At 48.2% G+C, this 19,302-nt stretch carries 16 protein-coding genes and 1 tRNA gene; 9 read left to right on the forward strand and 8 right to left on the reverse strand.

Annotated features, from left to right (window positions below):
* Positions 1-72: 72 nt before the first annotated feature.
* Complete coding sequence (gldG, locus tag FHS56_RS05745; protein ID WP_166918948.1) at positions 73-1,779, reverse strand: gliding motility-associated ABC transporter substrate-binding protein GldG; 1,707 nt, start codon at positions 1,777-1,779, stop codon at positions 73-75.
* A gap of 87 nt (positions 1,780-1,866) precedes the next feature.
* Between gldG and mtaB the strand changes: the two genes are divergently transcribed.
* Complete coding sequence (gene mtaB, locus FHS56_RS05750) at positions 1,867-3,186, forward strand: tRNA (N(6)-L-threonylcarbamoyladenosine(37)-C(2))-methylthiotransferase MtaB (RefSeq protein ID WP_166918949.1); 1,320 nt, start codon at positions 1,867-1,869, stop codon at positions 3,184-3,186.
* A 43-nt stretch (positions 3,187-3,229) separates the two neighbouring features.
* Positions 3,230-4,003 carry a sulfite exporter TauE/SafE family protein gene (locus FHS56_RS05755; RefSeq protein ID WP_166918950.1) on the forward strand — a complete coding sequence of 258 codons (774 nt, stop codon included), beginning with the start codon at positions 3,230-3,232 and terminating at the stop codon, positions 4,001-4,003.
* Here FHS56_RS05755 and bioA read toward each other — a convergent pair.
* From bioA to mltG, 6 genes are all read right to left on the reverse strand, one after another.
* Positions 3,945-5,312: an adenosylmethionine--8-amino-7-oxononanoate transaminase gene (gene bioA / locus FHS56_RS05760; RefSeq protein ID WP_166918951.1), complete on the reverse strand. Its 1,368-nt coding sequence runs from the start codon at positions 5,310-5,312 to the stop codon at positions 3,945-3,947. The two genes, FHS56_RS05755 and bioA, sit on opposite strands and share 59 nt — an antisense overlap.
* A complete protein-coding gene (bioD, locus tag FHS56_RS05765; RefSeq protein ID WP_166918952.1) occupies positions 5,290-5,925 on the reverse strand; it encodes a dethiobiotin synthase in 636 nt (211 codons plus the stop codon). Before bioD ends, bioA begins: the two co-directional genes overlap by 23 nt.
* Positions 5,901-7,079 carry an aminotransferase class I/II-fold pyridoxal phosphate-dependent enzyme gene (locus tag FHS56_RS05770; RefSeq protein ID WP_166918953.1) on the reverse strand — a complete coding sequence of 393 codons (1,179 nt, stop codon included), beginning with the start codon at positions 7,077-7,079 and terminating at the stop codon, positions 5,901-5,903. The genes bioD and FHS56_RS05770 overlap by 25 nt, the downstream gene beginning before the upstream one ends.
* 288 nt (positions 7,080-7,367) lie before the next feature.
* Positions 7,368-7,442: transfer RNA gene (locus FHS56_RS05775), tRNA-Val, on the reverse strand.
* 232 nt (positions 7,443-7,674) lie between these two features.
* A complete protein-coding gene (locus tag FHS56_RS05780; RefSeq protein WP_166918954.1) occupies positions 7,675-9,462 on the reverse strand; it encodes an OstA-like protein in 1,788 nt (595 codons plus the stop codon).
* Positions 9,455-10,516, reverse strand: a complete 1,062-nt coding sequence (gene mltG, locus FHS56_RS05785) for an endolytic transglycosylase MltG (protein WP_166918955.1) — start codon at positions 10,514-10,516, stop codon at positions 9,455-9,457. Before mltG ends, FHS56_RS05780 begins: the two co-directional genes overlap by 8 nt.
* Positions 10,517-10,660: 144 nt before the next feature.
* On the opposite strand from mltG, the gene gldA reads away from it, so the two are divergent.
* Genes gldA through FHS56_RS05800 form a run of 3 tightly spaced genes read left to right on the forward strand, consistent with a single transcriptional unit; the run spans position 10,661 to position 13,098 of the window.
* Entirely contained in the window at positions 10,661-11,587 is a 927-nt protein-coding gene (gldA, locus tag FHS56_RS05790; RefSeq protein ID WP_166918956.1) for a gliding motility-associated ABC transporter ATP-binding subunit GldA, read from the forward strand.
* A gap of 15 nt (positions 11,588-11,602) precedes the next feature.
* Complete coding sequence (gene gldF / locus FHS56_RS05795) at positions 11,603-12,364, forward strand: gliding motility-associated ABC transporter permease subunit GldF (protein ID WP_166918957.1); 762 nt, start codon at positions 11,603-11,605, stop codon at positions 12,362-12,364.
* A complete protein-coding gene (locus FHS56_RS05800) occupies positions 12,358-13,098 on the forward strand; it encodes a VIT1/CCC1 transporter family protein (RefSeq protein WP_166918958.1) in 741 nt (246 codons plus the stop codon). Before gldF ends, FHS56_RS05800 begins: the two co-directional genes overlap by 7 nt.
* 232 nt (positions 13,099-13,330) lie before the next feature.
* Here the strand turns inward: FHS56_RS05800 and FHS56_RS05805 are convergent, their stop codons facing one another.
* The gene (locus tag FHS56_RS05805) at positions 13,331-15,454 is read right to left on the reverse strand and encodes a peptidylprolyl isomerase (protein ID WP_166918959.1); all 2,124 of its coding nucleotides are present in this window, start codon (positions 15,452-15,454) and stop codon (positions 13,331-13,333) included.
* A 144-nt stretch (positions 15,455-15,598) separates the two neighbouring features.
* Between FHS56_RS05805 and FHS56_RS05810 the strand changes: the two genes are divergently transcribed.
* From FHS56_RS05810 to FHS56_RS05820, 4 genes are all read left to right on the forward strand, one after another.
* Positions 15,599-16,138 carry a hypothetical protein gene (locus FHS56_RS05810; RefSeq protein WP_166918960.1) on the forward strand — a complete coding sequence of 180 codons (540 nt, stop codon included), beginning with the start codon at positions 15,599-15,601 and terminating at the stop codon, positions 16,136-16,138.
* Positions 16,135-16,944 (forward strand): NAD(P)-binding domain-containing protein, encoded by an 810-nt coding sequence (locus FHS56_RS05815; RefSeq protein WP_166918961.1) that lies wholly within the window; start codon positions 16,135-16,137, stop codon positions 16,942-16,944. Before FHS56_RS05810 ends, FHS56_RS05815 begins: the two co-directional genes overlap by 4 nt.
* 646 nt (positions 16,945-17,590) lie before the next feature.
* On the forward strand, positions 17,591-17,725 hold the full coding sequence (locus FHS56_RS11985) for a hypothetical protein (protein WP_262886444.1): 135 nt from the start codon (positions 17,591-17,593) through the stop codon (positions 17,723-17,725).
* A gap of 217 nt (positions 17,726-17,942) precedes the next feature.
* The gene (locus FHS56_RS05820) at positions 17,943-19,112 is read left to right on the forward strand and encodes a DUF4221 family protein (protein ID WP_166918962.1); all 1,170 of its coding nucleotides are present in this window, start codon (positions 17,943-17,945) and stop codon (positions 19,110-19,112) included.
* The last annotated feature ends 190 nt before the right edge of the window (positions 19,113-19,302 follow it).

Below are 19,302 nucleotides of genomic sequence, written 5' to 3' on the forward strand. Positions count from 1 at the left end.
AAATTACAGGCTCATTTCGTTGGACTGTTTCCAGCGAGCACTTCACCCTCTCTGCAACGAGCAAGCAAGCCCTCAAGCCTTGGGCTGTCTGCCAAAGCGCCAATAGCGAGCGAGGTGGTAGGTTATTCCCAGCATAAGTGTAAGTAGCAAGGGCATGTAAAGGTTGAATGCCTGCCAGAAGGTACGCTCCTCCTGCACGCGGTCTTTGTTCAAATAACGCAAGCGCACCTCTTTGTTACGCGCCAAAATAAGCTGTTTGTCGTCGAGCATATAATGCAGCAAGTTCACCACAAAACGCTTGTTGTCGAAAGTGATGCCAGTATTGCGGTCATACCCTAAAGGTAGCACTTGTTTTTTTTGCCAATTGACCTCATTACGTATCAAGTCGCCGTCGGCGCATACAAACATACGCGTAGGCTTTTGGCTTTCGGCAATGAAGGTTTTGGCGCGGGGGTCCGAAGGCAGAATACGATTTTGGTACAAAGAACGGAAGCGCCCTTCTAAAAGGTAGGCTACGGTGCGTGCCCCATCGTTAAATAAGTCAGGGTCGGGGTCTAGCCTTGCTTCGTTGTAGTGAATGACAAAGGGAATATCAAGCACTTTAGTTTTGGGCGAGCTGGCAATCAACGGCACTTTTTTTACGCCTTCGGCTTTCACCGTATCTAAGGTGCACACATAACGCCCCAAAATAGCATTCAGGTTTTTGGTAACAGGGTGCGGAAAGAAGTTGTAAAATATGGGATAATAACGCCAAGGCAGAAATTCCATTTGGGGTTTTCCTGCCATCTGCCCTATGATAAGCCCTAAGACGCCGCAATTCAGGTCTTCAATCAACTCGTAGTTATAGCGGATGCCATAGCGAAAAAGCAGGTCAATCAGTTGGTGGTCATAAGCTAAAGATACAGCCCCCTGAGGCGTATTGATGCTATCTTCACGCACTTCTACAGCATCCAAAAAGAAAAGCACCCTCCCCCCCTTCATCACATATTGGTCAATCAGGTATTTCTCTTCTTCAGAAAAGGCAGTTTGTGGCTTGGCTATGATGAGGGCATCGAGGGTGTCGAGCGATACTTCCTGCAAACGGATGCCATAAATTTGAAAGAAACGAGACAGGCTTTGGTTCAGGTCGTCCACCTCGGGCGGAGTTAGCTCTCGGTGTCCGTAGATATAGGCTATCTTTTTCTTTTTTTTGAGCGTAAGCTGATATATAGCCGATGCAAATTCATACTCCATATTCTCAATGGAGTGGTTGATGATTTCTTGCGGTCTTGCTAAAGTTGCCCGCTGGTCGCCTTGAAGCAGTGAAAGAGAAGTGTATTTGTTGCCATAAGAAACGATGGCACCGGGAAACAAAAGCTTTTCTACCCGCTTGCCCTCCTCTCTTACAAACACATTGGTGGGTAGCACCCCGTGTGCTGCCAGATATTGGATGAGCGAGTCTCTCGCTTCGGCAGGCTCTACACTTTGTGGGTCAATGAAACGATACTGAATGTTGCTGCCGCCATAAACGCGAAACTCTTCGAGCAGCTCTTCGATAGAACGACGCAGGCGACGAAAATCGGCAGGCAGGTCATCGCCATGCAAATACACTTGGATAAAAACAGGACCTTCCAGCTCTTTCAACAACGCCTGGGTTTGCGGCGCAATCGAGTAGCGTTTGTCTTCGGTGAGGTCAATGCGTATCACAAAGTATTGTGCCAGCAGATTGAGTGCTACAATGGCTGCTATACCTATAAAAAAAGTACGCAAGGCACGCATACGCTTTTGAGACCTCTTCATAAACGTTTCTGGGATTTTATGGGTTATGCACAAAGTAAAGCAGAAATTCGTAATTTTGCACAATCTTTATCTTGACCGCCGGAGACCATGAAACGAGTGGCACTTTACACCTTGGGTTGCAAGCTCAACTTTTCGGAGAGCTCAACCATAGCAAGGCAGTTCGAGCAGAAAGGCTACAAGGTAGTACCCTTCACCGACCAGCCCGATATTTTCATTATCAATACCTGCTCGGTAACCGACCATGCCGACCGCAAATGCCAGAAGGTGGTCAAACAGGCATTGAAAATATCGCCAAACGCATTCATTGCCATTATAGGGTGCTATGCGCAGCTCAAACCACAAGAGATAGCCCGCATCGAAGGAGTAGATGCGGTATTGGGGGCTGCCGAAAAATTCCGCCTGTTGGAGCTTGTAGATACCTTCGAAAAGAAACCCCAAGCCGAAATATATGCCTCGCCCATAGAAGAGGTAAAGAACCATTTTGAACATGCCTATTCTTACGGCGACCGCACCCGCACTTTTTTGAAAGTGCAGGACGGCTGCAATTACAACTGTAGCTTTTGCACCATTCCTATGGCAAGGGGCAAAAGCCGCAGCCCACGCATTGCCGACCTCGTGGAAGAAGCAAAGCGCATTGCCCAAACCGATGCACGCGAAGTGGTGCTTACCGGCGTGAACATTGGTGATTTTGGTATCATAGACGGGCGCCGACAAGAGCACTTCATCGACCTGATAAAAGCCCTGGACGAAGTAGAGGGTATCGGGCGTTACCGTATCTCGTCCATAGAGCCCAATTTGCTTACCGAAGAGATAATAGCCTTCGTAGCCCACTCGAAGCGTTTTGCCCCACATTTCCATATACCCTTGCAATCGGGCAGCAACAAGATACTGAAACGCATGTACCGGCGCTATCAACGCGAATTGTATGCCGAACGGGTAGCTACCATACGCCGTTACATGCCTCATGCCTGTATAGGGGTAGATGTGATTGTGGGCTTCCCCGGCGAGAACGAAGAAGACTTTTTGGATACTTACCGCTTTCTGAACGAGTTGGAGGTAAGCTATTTGCATGTATTCCCTTATTCGGAGCGCGCCAATACGCCTGCTGCTTCTATGCCCGGACGCCTGCCCGAGCGTGAGCGCAAGCGTCGCGCCGATATGTTGCGTATCCTTTCGGAAAAGAAACGTCGCCATTTCTATGAACAACAGTTAGGCAAAGAAGCTACGGTGCTCTTTGAAGAGGAAGTAAAAGATGGCAAAATGTTCGGCTTCACCGAACACTATGTGCGCGTGGAAGCCGACTACGACCCTCTACTCGTCAATGAATTTGTGCCCGTTACACTTGCCCGCATCAATGCGCAAGGTCATGTGGAAGTAGAAATGCCCGTGCAGGCTCTCTCTCACTAACCCTTGCCAGCCCTGTTTTTCAAAAATTACCCTTTTCTCTTTTATGACCAACGAGCTGATTCTCTTTGTTGCTTCCCTGATTGTAGGGGTCATCAACACTTTAGCGGGCAGCGGCAGCCTTATCATGCTGCCTTTGCTTATGTGGATGGGTTTGCCTGCCCCCCTTGCCAACGGCACCAACCGGGTAGCCGTTGCCATACAATCGATGGTAGGTTTGTGGCAATACGGCAAAAACTACGAAATCAACTACCGCGAAGCGCTATGGATACTAGCACCCACGCTTATCGGTTCAATTGCAGGAGCTTATATAGCCACTATAGTATCGGCAAAAGTAATAGAGAGCGCCATCGGTATCTTCATTCTGTTCATGCTGGTACTTACACTGCTCAACCCTAAGCGCTGGATGCGCGAACAAGAGGAACGAGAGCAAATCTACAAACACCCGGGGTGGCAGCTGCTGCTTTTTGCCATCGGTATCTATGCCGGTTTCATACAAGTAGGCTCGGGCATTTTTCTTATCATTGTGATGGTCATGGGTTTAAAATTTAACCTAAGGCGTGCCAATGCCTACAAACTGGTAACTATGGCAGCGTTTGGCTTGCCGGTGTTGCTTGTTTTTGCCTTTCAAGGGCAAGTGCATTGGCACTATGGCAGCATCAGCGCTGCTGGTCAAATGATAGGCGCCGTTGCTGGCGCCCGTTTTGCCACCCGCTACCCCAAAGCCAACCAATGGATTTACGGCTTGGTAGTGGTCATGCTTATTGCTGTGCTGGTGCATTATTACGAGCTGTATCGCTGGGTGCTCCCAGCTCATTGAGCATCACCTCTATGGCATCATACACCATTTGCAGCTCAGCAGGGGCAATCACATAAGGGGGCAGTATGTACACCACATTGCCCAAAGGGCGTAGCAGAATCCCCTTGTCCAGAAAATAGGTATAGAGGTGATGGCGCGCTTCGTTGAAGTAATGTGTCTGCTGTGTGGTTTCTATCTCCAAGGCAAAGATGGTGCCCATGCAACGAACTTGCCGCACCCGCCTGTGCTCACGGATGTGCGCTTCGAAGTCTAAATGTGCTTGTGCAATAGCAGCGATACGGCTCAGACACTGGGGCTGCAACAACAAATCCAAGCTGGCATTGGCTGCAGCACAAGCCAAAGGGTTGGCAGTAAACGAATGCCCATGAAAGAAGGTTTTCATAATGTCTTCTTGTCGGAAGGGCTCCACGATGCGGTCTGTGCAGGCGGTTACGCCCAAAGCCATGGTGCCGCCGGTCAAACCCTTCGACAAACAGATGATGTCGGGCTTATGCAGGCAGTATTCGGAAGCAAAAAGGCGCCCCGTGCGCCCAAAGCCAGTCATCACTTCATCGGCAATGCAAATGATGTCGTATTTTTGTGCTATGTGCAGCAATTGGTCTAAGATTTCGGCACTGTACATGCGCATGCCCGAAGCTCCTTGCACCAAAGGCTCATAGATAAAAGCAGCCACTTCACCACTTTGAGCCAACTGCTCGAAGCGGCTCAGGAGGGTTGCTACTTGCCCGCAAGCAGCGGGGCTAAGGCGTTTGCCAGCGCAGCACGAAGGATGATAGCAGGCAGGGAAAGGTAAAAACTCCACTTCAAACAAATAGTCATCGAAGGGGGCATTAAAGGGGCTGCGCTCCCCCACCGACATGGCACCGAAAGTATCGCCATGATAAGCGCCGTCGAGTGCTACAATTTTTTTCTTATGGTGCACTCCTGCATTGTACCAATACTGCATTGCCATTTTCAAGGCTACTTCCACCGCTGTGGAACCATTGTCAGAGTAAAAAACTTTGCTGAAGCCATTGGGCAGTATTTGCAACAAACGCTCTGCCAAGCGCACCGCCGGTTCATGGGTAAAGCCGGCAAAAATCACATGCTCGAGCGTACGTGCCTGCTTGACAACAGCATCGGCAATGTAGGGATGACTATGCCCATGCAAATTGACCCACCAGGAAGAAATGGCGTCTAATATCTTACGCCCGTCTTCGGTATAAAGCCATACGCCTTCGGCACGCACCAATGGTAGCGGTTCGGGGCTGCCTTTCAAAGGCGTAAAGGGGTGCCATATACTTCGTTTATCTCTCTCCAATAAGCTCATATGCATTCTTTCTGAATTCCTCAGCATAGCGCCGAATGCAAGCTCTATCGATTTTTGTTTCGGGTAAGATGTGCAGCAATTTTTTATAGCCCGTGTGGTGCAAGATGATGTCTTCGCTCTGTGGGTTAGGTTCTCCGTTGAAGATAATACCCAAGACAGGCACACGGCGTGCCTTCAGTGCTTCGTAGCTAAGCAAGGTATGATTGATACTACCCAAATATAGATTGGAAACCAAGACCACAGGCACCGCCAGACGCAAGGCTATGTCAATGACAAAGTGTTGACGGTTGAGCGGCACCAGCACGCCCCCCGCTCCTTCTATGACCAGTGGCTTAGTAGTTTGGGGGCGTGTGATGTTTTCCAGACGTATCTCCACGCCTTCGGCAGCTGCCGAAGCATGTGGCGATGCCGGCATTTGCAATTCATAAGCCGAAGGCATGACCTCAAAAGCCGGATGCGAGACCAAAGCAGCAACGCAATCGGCATCGCGAGGCAATCCCGATTGCACAGGCTTCCAGTAGGCAGCTCCTAAAGCCTGTGCTATGATAGCACTCGCGACTGTCTTTCCGCTGTCCGTTCCTATAGCCGTTACAAAGATGTCTTGTTGTTCCATGAATAAAAGCACTCAAATAGTGTATTTACCTCATCCAAAGTATTGAAAGCATGCAAACAGATGCGTAGGCGTTCTTTTCCTTCGGGCACGGTAGGTGCCAACACTGCACGCACATCCAAGCCCTGTTGCTGCAGATGGTGCGCCAATGCCCGAGTACGTTGGTTTCCTCCTACTTCTACAATCTGTATAGGCGAGTGGGTGTGCCAAAAATGCAGGTCTGTGAGCGCCTGTGCTTGCTGTAGCTTTTGGCGATAATGATGCACCAGCTGCCACAAACGTTCTTGCAGGGCGGGGGGCGTTGCCGCAAGCTTATTAAAAGCAGCCTCTATGTAAGCAAAGCTGTGCAAAGGTAAGGCAGTTGTATAGATGAAAGCACGCGCAAAGTTCAGCAGATAATCAATAAGCAGACGACTGCCTGCTACACAAGCCCCATGCCCTCCGATAGCCTTGCCAAAGGTGTACACGCGTGCCATCAAAGCGGGATGCTGGTGCAAACCTTCGGCGTGCAAGATGCCCTCGCCCCGCTTCCCCCACAAACCAGTACTGTGCGCTTCATCTACAATCATAGATGCTCCATATTGCTCACATAAATCCAGCATTTCTTTCAAGGGGGCAAGGTCGCCGTCCATAGAATACACACTTTCAACCACTACAAAACAATTGCCTCGCGCTTTTTGCAGACGCCGCTCCAAATCGTTCAGGTCGTTATGGCGAAAATAGAAATGCTCGGCAAAGCTCAGGCGCGCCCCCTCACGCAGGCTGGCATGAATCAACTCATCACAGAGAATGGTATCGCCCCTTTGGGGGATGGTAGCCAGAAGAGCCGTATTTGCCTGATATCCCGAATTGAATACCAAGCAGGCTTCGGCATCAAAAATAGATGCCAATTTGTCTTCTACTTCACACATGTAAGCATGTGTGCCACTAAGCAGGCGCGAGCCGGTAGCACCGCCCCGAAAAGGGCGCAGCTCCATTACCTTGGCATGGGCTTGCTCCAAAAGCTGGGCATCCCGTGCTAAACCCAAATAGTCGTTAGAAGAGAAATCAACCATTCCTTCTGCTACAGGCGCTATAGTGCGCAAGCTATGCGCTTGGCGCCGCCGCTCCAGAGCAGTCTGTAAGGTGGCTTGCCATGAAGTTGTTTTTTCTGCCATATGTGTGCAAATATAGAAAAGTGCGGTTGAAAAGTAGCGACAAGAAGTCTTTTAAAAGACCAATGCTTTCGGTTGCTTGATGTGATGAGATTTCTACTCTCACTGCGTAAGTTTCAGAACAACAAGCTTTTTGCGCACTTTGTACAGTGAGAGGGCACGTTTGTGTAGTTGTCAAACGACAAGGGAGGTTCCACTGTCTGGTTCAATGCCAAGGCACGGCAGGAAGAAACCGAGCAAGAACGCTCCTGATGTATTCGCTGGGATATGTGTTTGATATCCAAAAATAAGTGGAACGTACCGGATTCGAACCGGTGACCTCCGCCCTGTCAAGACGGCGCTCTAAACCAGCTGAGCTAACGTTCCATAACAGTTGGCTGTAAAAATATAAAAAGTTCCCCAAACGAGCAACAGCTACACACGTGTAGCAGCATTTTCAAAAAAACAGCAAGCCTTTGTTTGTGTTTAGCTTCTTTTATCTTTCCTTCGTTTTTCACTTCATGTTCAGCAATTTAAAAGAAAAGAAATGAAGCAGGGGCAAGTGTTATTGAAAAAACAAAGTAGCCTCCTTCCTGTATGCATGCCCCCAAATCATCGTTTATGGGAGGGGGCTTTTTTGTTTGCCAGCCCCTTCCAATTTTTCACGTAAACGCTCCTCTCTGCTCTTCTTGGGCACAGCAGGTTCCGCATCGGGTAAGGGGTCTGGGGCGTCGGGCGTAGCCGAACGGTTGGGTTCGCGATTCAAGACCGTGGTGCGCGTGGGGCGTAGGTGTTCGAGCCAACGAAAGCCGGGCAGACGCTTGTCGGGCTCTTGTAAGAGTTGCGGCGGTATCATCTTGCCGTTGATGTTGCCTTCTAAGCGGATGCGTTTGAGCTTTCCTTCTTCAAAAAAAGCCTTCAAGGCGGCGGCTTCAGCATAATACATCCCGACGAGGCTTGTATCGCCCTCAAGCTGGAAAAAGATAATTTCGGTATTTCCATCTACTTCTACCCGCTCCATGCTGCCGTCTTTAAAATAAGCATCCATACGACGCCCCTTCACTTGGTTGTAGTTGCCAAGGCTGTCGCGCGAAGCAGAGAAACAATTGCTACGCAGTTCCATCTTATAGGGCTTATTGTTTTTGAGCAGCAAACGGATAGAATCGGCAAGGACTTGGTTGCCCTCATTCCACAGAACGGGGGAACGATAAAAGTAAATTGCCGAATCGCTGAAATTATACACCAAAGAATCGCAGACGGCTTGGATGTCGCTGCGGTAGATTTTGATGTTGTGAAACGCCAAGATTTTATGCTGCTGTGTGTTGTCGGGCTCTTCTGTTTGCTTCACCCCTATTTTTCGATTGTAAGAAATGAGCGTGTCGGCACTGATGAAAAGCGTATCGCCCGAGGATATGTTGCGTATGTAAGCATTTTGGTAGATATGGGTTAGCCCTTTCTTTCCCCAAAAAAAACCGATGTCGCCATTGACAAAGATGCTGTCTTTTTTGGTATATACTTCGGCATTGCCTTTGGCAAAGCCTTCTTTTTTCAGGTCATCGAAATAGAGGCTGTCGCCTTTGAGTATGTATTCCTTGTTTTCAGCGCGAGCACGCCCAGAAAAACGCGATATCTTGGTTTGGGTTTCGTAAATCCCCTTTTCGGCATAGAGCGAGCCATCGTTCGAATATACATGGGTAGGACCAAAGAAATAAGCCACCTTAGATACGGTATTGTACTGCAGGGTGTCGGACTCGATGCGGTAGGTGTCGCCTTCACGGCGGCTCAACACACGCACCGAATCTTTAAAAAAGAAAAAGCGGGCGTTGGCATCATACGAGCCGGAACGGCTATAGAGGCGGTTTTGGGCATCACGAATTTGCCCGCCGTTGTAATAATAACCAATCTTTGAATTGAGGTTGTAATCAAGGAAATCGGTATTGAGCGTCATTTGTGGGTCGCGCAGCACCACTGCTTGGCGTGCTTGCAACAAACGACTATTGCCGTCATAAATCAGGTGGCGGCAGGTGAGTGTGATGGTGTCGTTTTGCACCACACGCACCTCGCCAAAGGCTTCGACTATGTTCTTTTCTTCGAACTTATAGGCAGAATCGCACCACAGCAGCACTTCGTTTTGGCGGAAACGTATGCCCCGCCCGATAAGCTTGATGAGCTGCGTGCTGTCGGTACGCAGCGACACGAGCTTGTCGGCACCGCCCAAAAGCTCTACCTTACCCCCTTTTTCATAGGTAACTGTATCGTAAGGCAGTTTTTCATAACGCAGCGTGTCTTTTTCAATCACCTGCAAGCGACGGTTTTTGAGCAGCGAGCGCTTGTCTTTTTGCGCTTGGGCTGTCGACAACCCCCAAAACAGGCAAAGAAAAAAGCAAACAAAGAGGTATCTATTCATTCTCTTCTCTTGATAACTTGCTTACAGCCTTTTGATAGCTCCGGGCATTGCGCAAATGTTCTTCATAGCTTTTGGCAAACAGATGATAGCCCGAAAAATCATCTTTGGCACAAAAATACAAATAGTCGTGTAGCTCGTAATTCAACACTGCCTCGATAGCCTGCGGTGTAGGAATACCAATAGGACCGGGTGGTAACCCTTTGTATTTGTAAGTATTGTAGGGCGAATCCACTGCAAGATGCTTTTTTAAGACGCGCCGCATGGAATAATCGCCTACGGCGTACATTATGGTGGGGTCTGCCTGCAAAAACATATTACGGCGCAAACGATTGACATACACGCCTGCAATACGGGGCATCTCGTCCATTTTGCTGCTTTCTGCCTGCACTATCGATGCCAAAGTCATCACTTCGTGCGGCGTCATGCCTATGGCTTTTGCCTTTTGGCGGCGTTCTTCATTCCAAAAATGGCGGTACTCTTGCAACATGCGCTTTATGAGCTGGGGAGCCGACACATCCCAATACACCTCATAAGTATTGGGCAAAAAAATGCACCAGTAGGAAGTAGAATCCAAGCCTTCACGCCGCAAGGTATCTTGCCATTGCTGCATAGCTTGCTCTATGTCTTGAGCGGTTATCATCAGCTGCTTGTCGAGCAGGGGTAAAATGTTGTCTATCTTACGTAAGGGAGGAATAAGCAAATTTATAGGCTCTTGCTTGCCGGAGAGAAGCATATACAATAGTTCTTTGTTGCTCATATCGGGATGCAGCTTGTAGCGTCCCGTCTTAACTTTTTGCTGATAGCCCATCAACTTTGCCAAAAAGGCAAACGACAGCTTGTCTTCCAATGCCTTGTGGCGTTCGAGCGAATCGAGCACGGTTTGGAAGGTAGCACCTGCCGGTATATAGAGATAAACCACCGAACGGCTTATCTTACCATTATGGGTGTTTAGTACATTGGGGGCATTGAGCATTTGGTAGCCGTAAAAAGAAAAGGTAGAAAGAAAAATCATGGCAGTTACAAACACCACGACTTTGGTACGTGTCATTCTCATGGTTTTCGCTTTAAAAAGAGCTTTGTTCTTTCCGCTTTGCAATTTACGTTAAAAATAAGATTCCAAGACGCGGGTCTTGCTGCTTGTAGGCTTTTCGTATCATTTATTTGTGTTATTTTCGCTTGAAAACAAGAACAAAGCCCTATGTCAGTAGTTGTAGAGCATTTGAGTAAGTTGTATGGCGCGCAACGTGCCGTAGATGATATTTCATTTGAAGCACAAAGCGGGCAAATCGTGGGTTTTTTAGGACCCAACGGCGCAGGAAAGTCCACTACCATGAAAATCATTTGTGGTTATTTGACGCCCAATGCGGGCAGTGCCAAGGTGTGCGGCTACGACGTGCGCACCCACAGCATAGAGGTACGACGCCGCATAGGCTACCTTCCCGAACACAACCCGCTCTATACTGATATGTACGTGAAGGAGTTTTTGCGCTTCACCGGGCACATTCATGGCATCAGGGGCAGGACACTGCGCCACCGCATCGAGGAGATGATAAGCCTCTGCGGACTGGAACGCGAACAGCATAAAAAGATAGGGGCGCTGTCGAAAGGTTATCGCCAACGGGTAGGTTTAGCTCAAGCGCTCATGCACGACCCGCCCGTGCTCATCCTCGATGAGCCCACTTCGGGCTTGGACCCCAACCAAATCACCGAAATCAGACAGGTAATCAAAGAAGCCGCTACCAATAAAACCATTATTTTTTCTACCCATATTTTACAAGAGGTAGAGATGCTCTGCGACCGTGTACTCATCATCAACCGTGGGCGGTTGGTTGCCGATGCCCCCATTGCCCAGTTGCGCCGCATGGCACAGCAGCAGGTGTTACGTGTGGAGTTTGGGCATGCCGTGGAAAGCACTCGCCTGAAAAACCTGCCCGGCGTGCAAACGGTAGAGCAAGAATCGGCTTGGGTCTATCGTATCAGCTGCCACGACAGCGACATTTTGCGTCCGGCACTGCTTGCCCTCATTCAGCAAGAAGCATGGAATATGCTTAGTCTTCAAAACGAAAACAACCGCTTGGAAGACATCTTCCGCCAACTCACCCAAAACAGCAAGGAAGCGAATTAAAAAAACACCAATACTATGCTCACTATTTTTCTGCGTGAAATAAGCGCTTTTCTCAACAGCCTAATAGCCTATATCGTCATGGCGGCTTTCCTTACTGCCATGGGCTTGTTGCTTTGGGTTTTTCCCGATACCAACGTACTGGACTATGGCTTTGCCGACATGAGCACTTTTTTTTATTTTGCCCCCTATGTATTCATGTTTTTGATTCCGGCTATCACCATGCGCTCCTTTGCCGAAGAGAAACGCAACGGTACTATAGAACTTCTGCTTACCAAGCCCTTGCGCGAATGGGAAATTATTTTGGGTAAGTTTTTTGCCGCATGGGCGTTGGTGCTGCTTACCCTGCTGCCCACATGGGTGTATTACTACAGTCTGGATGTGTTGGGCACCGTACCTATTCGCTCGCCACAGGGCGAAGTGCTGCTCTCCGAAAACATAGATTCTGCTGGTATCTTTGCTTCGTACGTAGGTTTGCTGTTGCTGGGCGGCGTCTTTTGTGCCATCGGGCTGCTGGGCTCTTCCCTAAGCCGCGACCAAATCACAGCCTTCGTCATTGGTGTCTTTCTTTGTTTTACGCTCTTTATCGGCTTCTCTTCGATTGCCAAAATACGCGAAACCGCCGACTGGGCATTTTATATTATGCAACTGGGCATTGATTATCATTACTACGGCATGAGCAAAGGACTCATAGACCTGCGCAGTGCGGTGTATCTGTTGTCGGTAGCGACACTCATGCTGCTTTTCACCAAACTAATCATAAACAGCAGAAAATGGTAAACGACAGCTCGAAACATGTAGAGTCTCAATTACATCGAAGCGAGGGCAGCCAATGGCGCAATTATATTGCCGAGTTCGTATATGGCGGCATTGACGGCAGCATCACTACCTTTGCAGTAGTTGCCGGGGCTGCTGGCGCACACCTCGACAGCCCGATAGTGATTATCTTAGGCTTGGCTAACCTGATTGCCGACGGTTTCTCCATGTCGGTAGGTGCCTATCTGGCTGCCAAAACAGAGCAAGAAGAGTACAAAAAACACGAAAGCATAGAGTATTGGGAAATAGAACATCTACCGGAGCGAGAAAAGGAAGAAGTGCGCGAAATATATCGCCAAAAGGGCTTCGAAGAACCACTCTTGAGTCAAGTAGTAGAGGTCATCACAGCAAACAAAAAGCGTTGGGTAGATGTGATGATGAAAGAAGAGTTGGGTATGGTCAAAGATGAACGCTCACCCTTTGCATTGGGGCTTTCTACTTTCATCGCTTTTCTGCTGGTGGGGTCTATTCCGTTGCTGGTGTATTTATGGGACTGGCTGGTAGGCGACACTTCCCTCCCACTCTTTCCTGTATCGTGCGTGGCTACGGGGATAGCTTTTGTGGTGGTGGGTTATATGAAAGCCTATGTAAACCACAGCTCCAAGCTCAAAGCAATTGCCGAAACCTTATTGCTGGGCACTTCGGCAGCTGTTTTGTCCTATATAGTGGGGCATTATCTGGAAAAGTGGTTGGCTTAAGCTTGAAAAAACTATACTGCTCTCTTCGTGCTGCATGGCATTTCAAGTGTAGGCAAGCAAGCTTTATTTATTTGCAAAAGGCGGGTAGTGCCTGCGCTCACTTATGCTTCGCTTGCACAAAAAGCTATGAACTTCTTGCAACGAAGCAAAAGAGAAAAGAAGCTGCGTTCAATCATCAATAAAAAAGGCGGGTTGCTTGCCCGCCTTTTATTGTTGGGTGGTGTTGTGTCTGTTAGAAGTACTTGGCGCGATAATCCTTCACTTCATAGATTTTACGCAGCGCTTGGTCTATAAAGAAGGCGACAGAACCTTTTTGACGCTCTGCCACTTGCTTCTTGTACTGCGAATAGTCGGCTATTTCGGCGGCGTCTTGCCTGTTTACCAGTTGCATGACAAACACACCAGATTCGGCAGCAAAAGGCTCGGTGCGGTCGCCGGCTTTTTTCAAACCGAAAGCACGCCCCACTGCCGAGGGGTTGAAGCCGGTGATTCCTATAGAAATGGCATTCAAAGCCACGGTAGCTGTGTTTACAGTTATATTGCCGTAGGCAGTGGCTATTTCATTCAGTGTTTTAGATGCTGCCTTGAGTTCCTTCATTTTATTGAGGATATACTCGCCTTTCTTTTCTTTGGTTACCTCGGCGGTCAATATGTCGCGGTAGTAGTTGATGTCCAATTTGTCTTGGCTGTAACGCTCGGTTACGATGGCTACCACTACCTTGTTTTCTTCGGGCAATTCAAAGAGCGACGGGGATTTGCCTACGGGGGTTTCTTCTTTGAAAGCCCAACGAATCATCTCGCGCGCATTGTTCACACCAGCAATAGCACGGGCAGAGGGCGTCAAGCGCGCGGCAGTCTGCAATACCAAAGTGGGGCTTTCTTCCACTTTTTTACGGAAATCCTGCACGTTGCTCACTTCCGATAAGAATATTTGTGCTTTCTCATAAGCCTCATTGTATGCCCCTTGCCCAGGAGACAAGGTACGGTCAACGGTGGCAATCTTGTACTTTTTGTTGGTTTTGGGGTGAGTAATCTTTACGATATGATAGCCAAACTCCGTTTCTACCAAAGAAGGCAACAAACCGGGTTTATCGGCAGCAAAGACTGCTTTTTCGAAGGGCTCCACCATGACATTACGTCCAAACCAGCCTAAGTCGCCCCCTTTGGCGGCAGTACCATCGCTGCCATAGATGCGCGCCATCTTGGCAAAGTCTTCACCTGCTTTCAGTTTTTGCAGCACTTCTTCGGCACGACGCTTGGCATCGGCTTTATCCTCGGCTTTGTCGCTGACGGGGCGGAAAAGAATATGAGCAGCACGCACATATTCCACACTGTCTTCTTTCACGTCAATCACCTTCACCAGCATATAGCGGTTGTCTTGCAAGAAAGGACCATAAATACCGCCTTTCATAAGCGGACGCTCTTCGGAAAACACACCGTCAGGAATTGCATTGGGCGAATACCAGCCATATTGCGCTTGGGTGTCGCTTTCGCGCATCACCAACAAAGAATCGTCTTTGGCTACTGCCAAGGTTTTTGCCAATTCGCGCAGCTCTTGTTGCAATGCCAAAGAGTCTTCACGCGAAGGCTTTACCTCAAAAACCACGTATTCGAGCGACACAGCATCTTCGGCGGGGAAACGCTCACGGTATTGATTCACGTAGCGCTCAAGGTCGGCATCGGTTACTTTCACCACTGAGTCAGGCAAAGAAGTATAGGGCACAAATACGTAGTTCACTTCTACCCGACTGTTTTGTGCTTCATACTCACGCTTGCCTTCCCAAGTGGTGGCATACACCGAGTATTGCATCATGTTGCGGTACTTGGTCTGCAGACGGTCTTGTTTGAGGCTTTCTTCGAAATTGCGCCACTGGGCTGCCATCTGTGGGCTTTGCTTTACAAACTGCAAGTACTGCTCCACCAACTGGCGGCTAAACTTGCCGGTGCTGTCGCGAAAGGAAGCCAACACCTGCGGATGCAAGAAGAGAGAGTCTCCCATAAACATGGCACGCAGCTCTTCTTTGCCTACGCCCAAACCCAGCTTTTCGATTTCGGGCAGATATACTTTCTCAAAAACAATCATCTGCCATGCTTGTTCACGCAGCATTTGCATGGTCTGCTCATCGGGCTGGCGCCCCGCCTGCATGACAAAGTTGGCTTTGAGGGGTTCCAAATAACGGTTAAATTCAGTGTAGGTAATCTCTTTACCGTCTATTTCGCCTACTACGGGGTCGTTGCCCCCTCGAAAACCTCCGGACTGTAAAATGTCGCCGCCAACCAAAAACAAGGCAAGCCCTAAAGCTATGAGAATAATGGCGACGCCGGCACGTTGTCTAATCTTGCTAATTATAGCCATACGTTTTTTGTTTATGCCAAAATGAGATTGCAAAAAAAACACATTCACCAAGAAAAACCAAATTTGAATTGGCTTTCTAAAAAAGCCTGCAAAGGAATTGTAAGGCAGTGTTTCTTTTGCTAATTTACAGGAAAATTACAAGGCATGGACATCCGTTTTTATTGGGAACAATACAACAGCAATCGCCCGCATGAGGTAAGCGAAGCCACCTTCCGCAGTTTGTGCCTGCTTTATCCGGTGGTGTATGTGCTTACTGCCGACGGCAAACTCGACTTAGTAGAGCGGCATTTCTTGAAACAGATGGAGAAAAGCAGCGACTCCGGCAACGACCTGCTGCACTTGGAAGTACTGCATATAGCACAAAACCGCGATGCCTATCGTCCTCTCTTTGTAGATGCGCTGCATGACTTACTACAAAAAGGCGACATCAAAGCCGACACAATTTTTCACTCCATGTTGCTGGCAGCGCGCTGCAGTTACAACGACTGGAAAAACAACGCTATTTATGCACAATACCCTGCATGGGCAGAAGTGCCCGTGAAGCTGCTGGCTGTATTTCTGCAGGCATCTGAAGAGAAAAGTAGCCTTTCAGAGGCAGAAAAACAAGCCATCGTGGAAATGATGGAAGCCCTCACCGGCGATGCCACTCCCTATGCGCAAGAAATAGAAGCGGCTGACTTATGAGCCCTCCCAAAAGCGTTGCTATTGTAGGTTGTGGCTGGTTGGGCGAAGCCCTTGCTGTCCATTGCCTGAAACAAGGCGTGGAGCAAGTAAAAGGCAGCAGCCGACACAGCGAACGCGCAAGCCAGCTGCAGCAACAAGGCATAGACACTCAAGTAATAGACCTGCCTGCTTCTCGTAGCCATGATTTGCAACAGTTCTTAGCTGCCGATGTATGCGTATTTAGCCTTTCGCCAAGCACCCCCGGCTATATCGAGGCACTGACACAAACATGCATGCACCTTCCTACTGGAGCGCGCCTTATCCTACTGAGTGCTACCTCTGTATATCCTGACTGCAACAACGAAGTGGACGAAGACACCTTCATAGATGCCCACAACACAAATAACCCCACACAATGGCAAGCCGAGAGGCTGGTACAAAGGCTGGTCTCTTCTGCCTTGATTGTGCGCTTGGGCGGACTCATGGGGTACAACCGTTTTCTGCTGAAGTATTTCCTGAACAAAGAAAGCATCACGGGCGCCGACACCCCCGTAAACCACATTCACCGCGACGACGCAGTGCATATTCTTTTCCGACTTATGGCAAGTGATGTTGAAAAAGGCACTTTCAATGCGGTAGCCCCTATGCATCCACTCAAGAAAGAGGTGCTGGAAGCACAAGCCCGGCGGCTGGGCATCACCTTGCCGCCACAAGTGGCTCCATACAAGCAAGCATTCAAAAAAGTGATTCCCAAGCGTCTTTTGCAAACGCTTGACTATCAGTTTATCTACCCCAACCCCACAGACTTTCCCTTTGACCTGCCCTAAAAAAGCCCGCTGCTTCTTTTGCAGGAAATGTATTTTTTCCTACCTTTGCATCGCTACGCAGTCGGCTCCTGCCGAATCCCCCAGGGTTGGAATATACAGCAAGGGTAAGGTGGTTGAGCGGCTGGCGTAGCTTTTTTGTTCCACCCCTTTGAAATACGCCTCTCCCCTGTTACTACTCCTATCAGTGCGGCACGAACCACCGGCGCAGCTTTTCATTCTGAAAGACGCACCACAAAGAGCCATCTCAAACAAAGCATGGGCTTGCCGTTTTAAAGCTTACGAAATGCAGGCTGTCATTTCGAAGCGAAGGCAGTGAGATGAGCAATCTCATCAAGCCAAGCTATAAAGAAACAAAAGCAACTGCTCGCCATCGCTCGAAATGAAAAAAGAGGCAGTGGAGATGAAAATGAAGGGCTTGAAATGGCAAAGTGGAAAAAGATTAAGCGGCAATGGATGAGGTATTTTGCCAAAAAATAATGTACTAACATTAAAAAAATCACACAAAACACTTGGCTCGTTTTTTTTTTTTTTTTTTACACTTGCAACGTTCAATGCATGTGGCGCCTTTGCTGTACAGCCATCAACGAACAAACCCTAAGCCGGCAAGGGGAGGTTGTTTATGTTCCACTTAAAAATTGCAAAAGTCATGAAAAAATTTCTCGTAGTATCACTTATTACCACAGCCATGGCAGGCGTTTTTGCATTCTATGCTCAAAATGCTGTTGCGCAAGCATCACCTAATAATTTATACTTGCTTGAAGAATTGAGCAATGGGAGATAAGATGTAGTAGAGAGGGTGGTAACTGTGCTGGTGTAGTCGTGATAGTAGCACCAAAAGACCCATGGTGGAAGAAGATAATCAAGATACTCTTCTAAGTAATCAAGTAAGTAATCAGGTAAGTAATTAAGTCTTTGTCATGCCGCTCTCCCTTGCCGGGGGAGTGGCTGTTTTGGTTATTTAATTTTTCAATCTTGTTTAATTCAAAAGCCCTACTACCATGAAAATTTTCTACCCTCTATTAGCACTTGGACTTTGGCTACTGCTTCAATCCTGCGATTCAAAACAAGAGGCGCTCACAGATGCCTCTTCCTCTACCTTGACCTTGACCTTGACCCTCAGCGACACCATTTACCTACCCCTCGATGAGTCAACCAGCCTTTCTAATAGATTAGGCAGCACACCGTTTTATCTGCCCGAAGAAGATAAAACATACTTCATACACACGCCAACAAGCAAAAACACCATTCAAGTCTATGACATTGAAAAAGCATCGCTTGCTTTGGAAATCCCTTATCAAGTAACAGGACCCGACGGCATCAAAATGCCCGCTTATTATACCCCCATTGCCAAAGACTCTTTTTTCATTGGTAACCACTTAACCAATACTTACGCACTCATCAACAAAGAAGGCAAAGTACTCAAACGCTTTCGATGGCAAGACAAACAGCGCATCGACCCTTTTTTTGCAGGGATTAGGCATAAGCAACAGCTCATTTTTCTATTATCCCCAGACTACCATACACTATACCAATTCAACTACACCAATAGCGCCCCGCTAAAGTACGACTCCCTACTACTCACCTTAGACTTACGCACAGGTGAACGAAAAAAGTATTTCACTTGGCCCAAGAAATACCAAAAATATAACTTTCTGCATACCGATTCTAATAATAGCATATGCCGAGGTCCCGGCGACACCCTCGTGCTTAGCCTCGCAGCTTCCCATGAACTCTACCTCTTCGACCTGAACCACCTCGAAGCCGGACCCATTGGCACCGTCATGGCAAAAAGCTCAATGGTCAAACTGACTCCCATGCCTAAAGGCATGAATCCTGTCGATGCAAGTTATGAATCATCTATGTACGGTCGTATTATATACGACCCTTACCGTAAACTTTACTACCGAATAGGTTACACCCTACCCATCAAGGGTAAAATGCTTAAAAGTGTAATCCCTGGATTGCAACGACCCAAAAAAGATGTGGTAGTCCTTACCTTAGACAGCCATTTCAATGTGATAGGCGAAGACCGTATTGACGGCGCTCTCATCTTCATGGGATTTGTTACACCACAGGGGCTCGTTTTCAAGGAAAATTATGTCAACCAAGAAACCGCACCCCAAGATGCTTTCCGCTTCTTTGTCTTCACACCCAAAAAGAAAGAGTAAATCCTATGCGGTGGTTGATATAAAGGCGATAGGCAATAAAAAGCAGTACAAGGCATATCTAACCAAATTAGGTTCGAAGTATGTAAAATCAACATCAAATCGTGAGACGAGGCTCTGGATGGAATTAAAAATCCGTCTGCATTCAAACGGCTGTAATCACTACAAAAGCACAGGTTTTCTGTATCTGCTC

The sequence above is a fragment of the Thermonema lapsum genome (assembly GCF_011761635.1).
Classification (GTDB): domain Bacteria; phylum Bacteroidota; class Bacteroidia; order Cytophagales; family Thermonemataceae; genus Thermonema; species Thermonema lapsum.

What these genes read in the sequence shown, in the direction of transcription:
- gldG (WP_166918948.1), bottom strand. Translation starts at nt 1,779, where the DNA reads ATGAAGAGGTCTCAAAAGCGTATGCGTGCCTTGCGTACTTTTTTTATA.
- mtaB (WP_166918949.1), top strand. Translation starts at nt 1,867, where the DNA reads ATGAAACGAGTGGCACTTTACACCTTGGGTTGCAAGCTCAACTTTTCG.
- FHS56_RS05755 (WP_166918950.1), top strand. Translation starts at nt 3,230, where the DNA reads ATGACCAACGAGCTGATTCTCTTTGTTGCTTCCCTGATTGTAGGGGTC.
- bioA (WP_166918951.1), bottom strand. Translation starts at nt 5,312, where the DNA reads ATGAGCTTATTGGAGAGAGATAAACGAAGTATATGGCACCCCTTTACG.
- bioD (WP_166918952.1), bottom strand. Translation starts at nt 5,925, where the DNA reads ATGGAACAACAAGACATCTTTGTAACGGCTATAGGAACGGACAGCGGA.
- FHS56_RS05770 (WP_166918953.1), bottom strand. Translation starts at nt 7,079, where the DNA reads ATGGCAGAAAAAACAACTTCATGGCAAGCCACCTTACAGACTGCTCTG.
- FHS56_RS05780 (WP_166918954.1), bottom strand. Translation starts at nt 9,462, where the DNA reads ATGAATAGATACCTCTTTGTTTGCTTTTTTCTTTGCCTGTTTTGGGGG.
- mltG (WP_166918955.1), bottom strand. Translation starts at nt 10,516, where the DNA reads ATGAGAATGACACGTACCAAAGTCGTGGTGTTTGTAACTGCCATGATT.
- gldA (WP_166918956.1), top strand. Translation starts at nt 10,661, where the DNA reads ATGTCAGTAGTTGTAGAGCATTTGAGTAAGTTGTATGGCGCGCAACGT.
- gldF (WP_166918957.1), top strand. Translation starts at nt 11,603, where the DNA reads ATGCTCACTATTTTTCTGCGTGAAATAAGCGCTTTTCTCAACAGCCTA.
- FHS56_RS05800 (WP_166918958.1), top strand. Translation starts at nt 12,358, where the DNA reads ATGGTAAACGACAGCTCGAAACATGTAGAGTCTCAATTACATCGAAGC.
- FHS56_RS05805 (WP_166918959.1), bottom strand. Translation starts at nt 15,454, where the DNA reads ATGGCTATAATTAGCAAGATTAGACAACGTGCCGGCGTCGCCATTATT.
- FHS56_RS05810 (WP_166918960.1), top strand. Translation starts at nt 15,599, where the DNA reads ATGGACATCCGTTTTTATTGGGAACAATACAACAGCAATCGCCCGCAT.
- FHS56_RS05815 (WP_166918961.1), top strand. Translation starts at nt 16,135, where the DNA reads ATGAGCCCTCCCAAAAGCGTTGCTATTGTAGGTTGTGGCTGGTTGGGC.
- FHS56_RS11985 (WP_262886444.1), top strand. Translation starts at nt 17,591, where the DNA reads ATGAAAAAATTTCTCGTAGTATCACTTATTACCACAGCCATGGCAGGC.
- FHS56_RS05820 (WP_166918962.1), top strand. Translation starts at nt 17,943, where the DNA reads ATGAAAATTTTCTACCCTCTATTAGCACTTGGACTTTGGCTACTGCTT.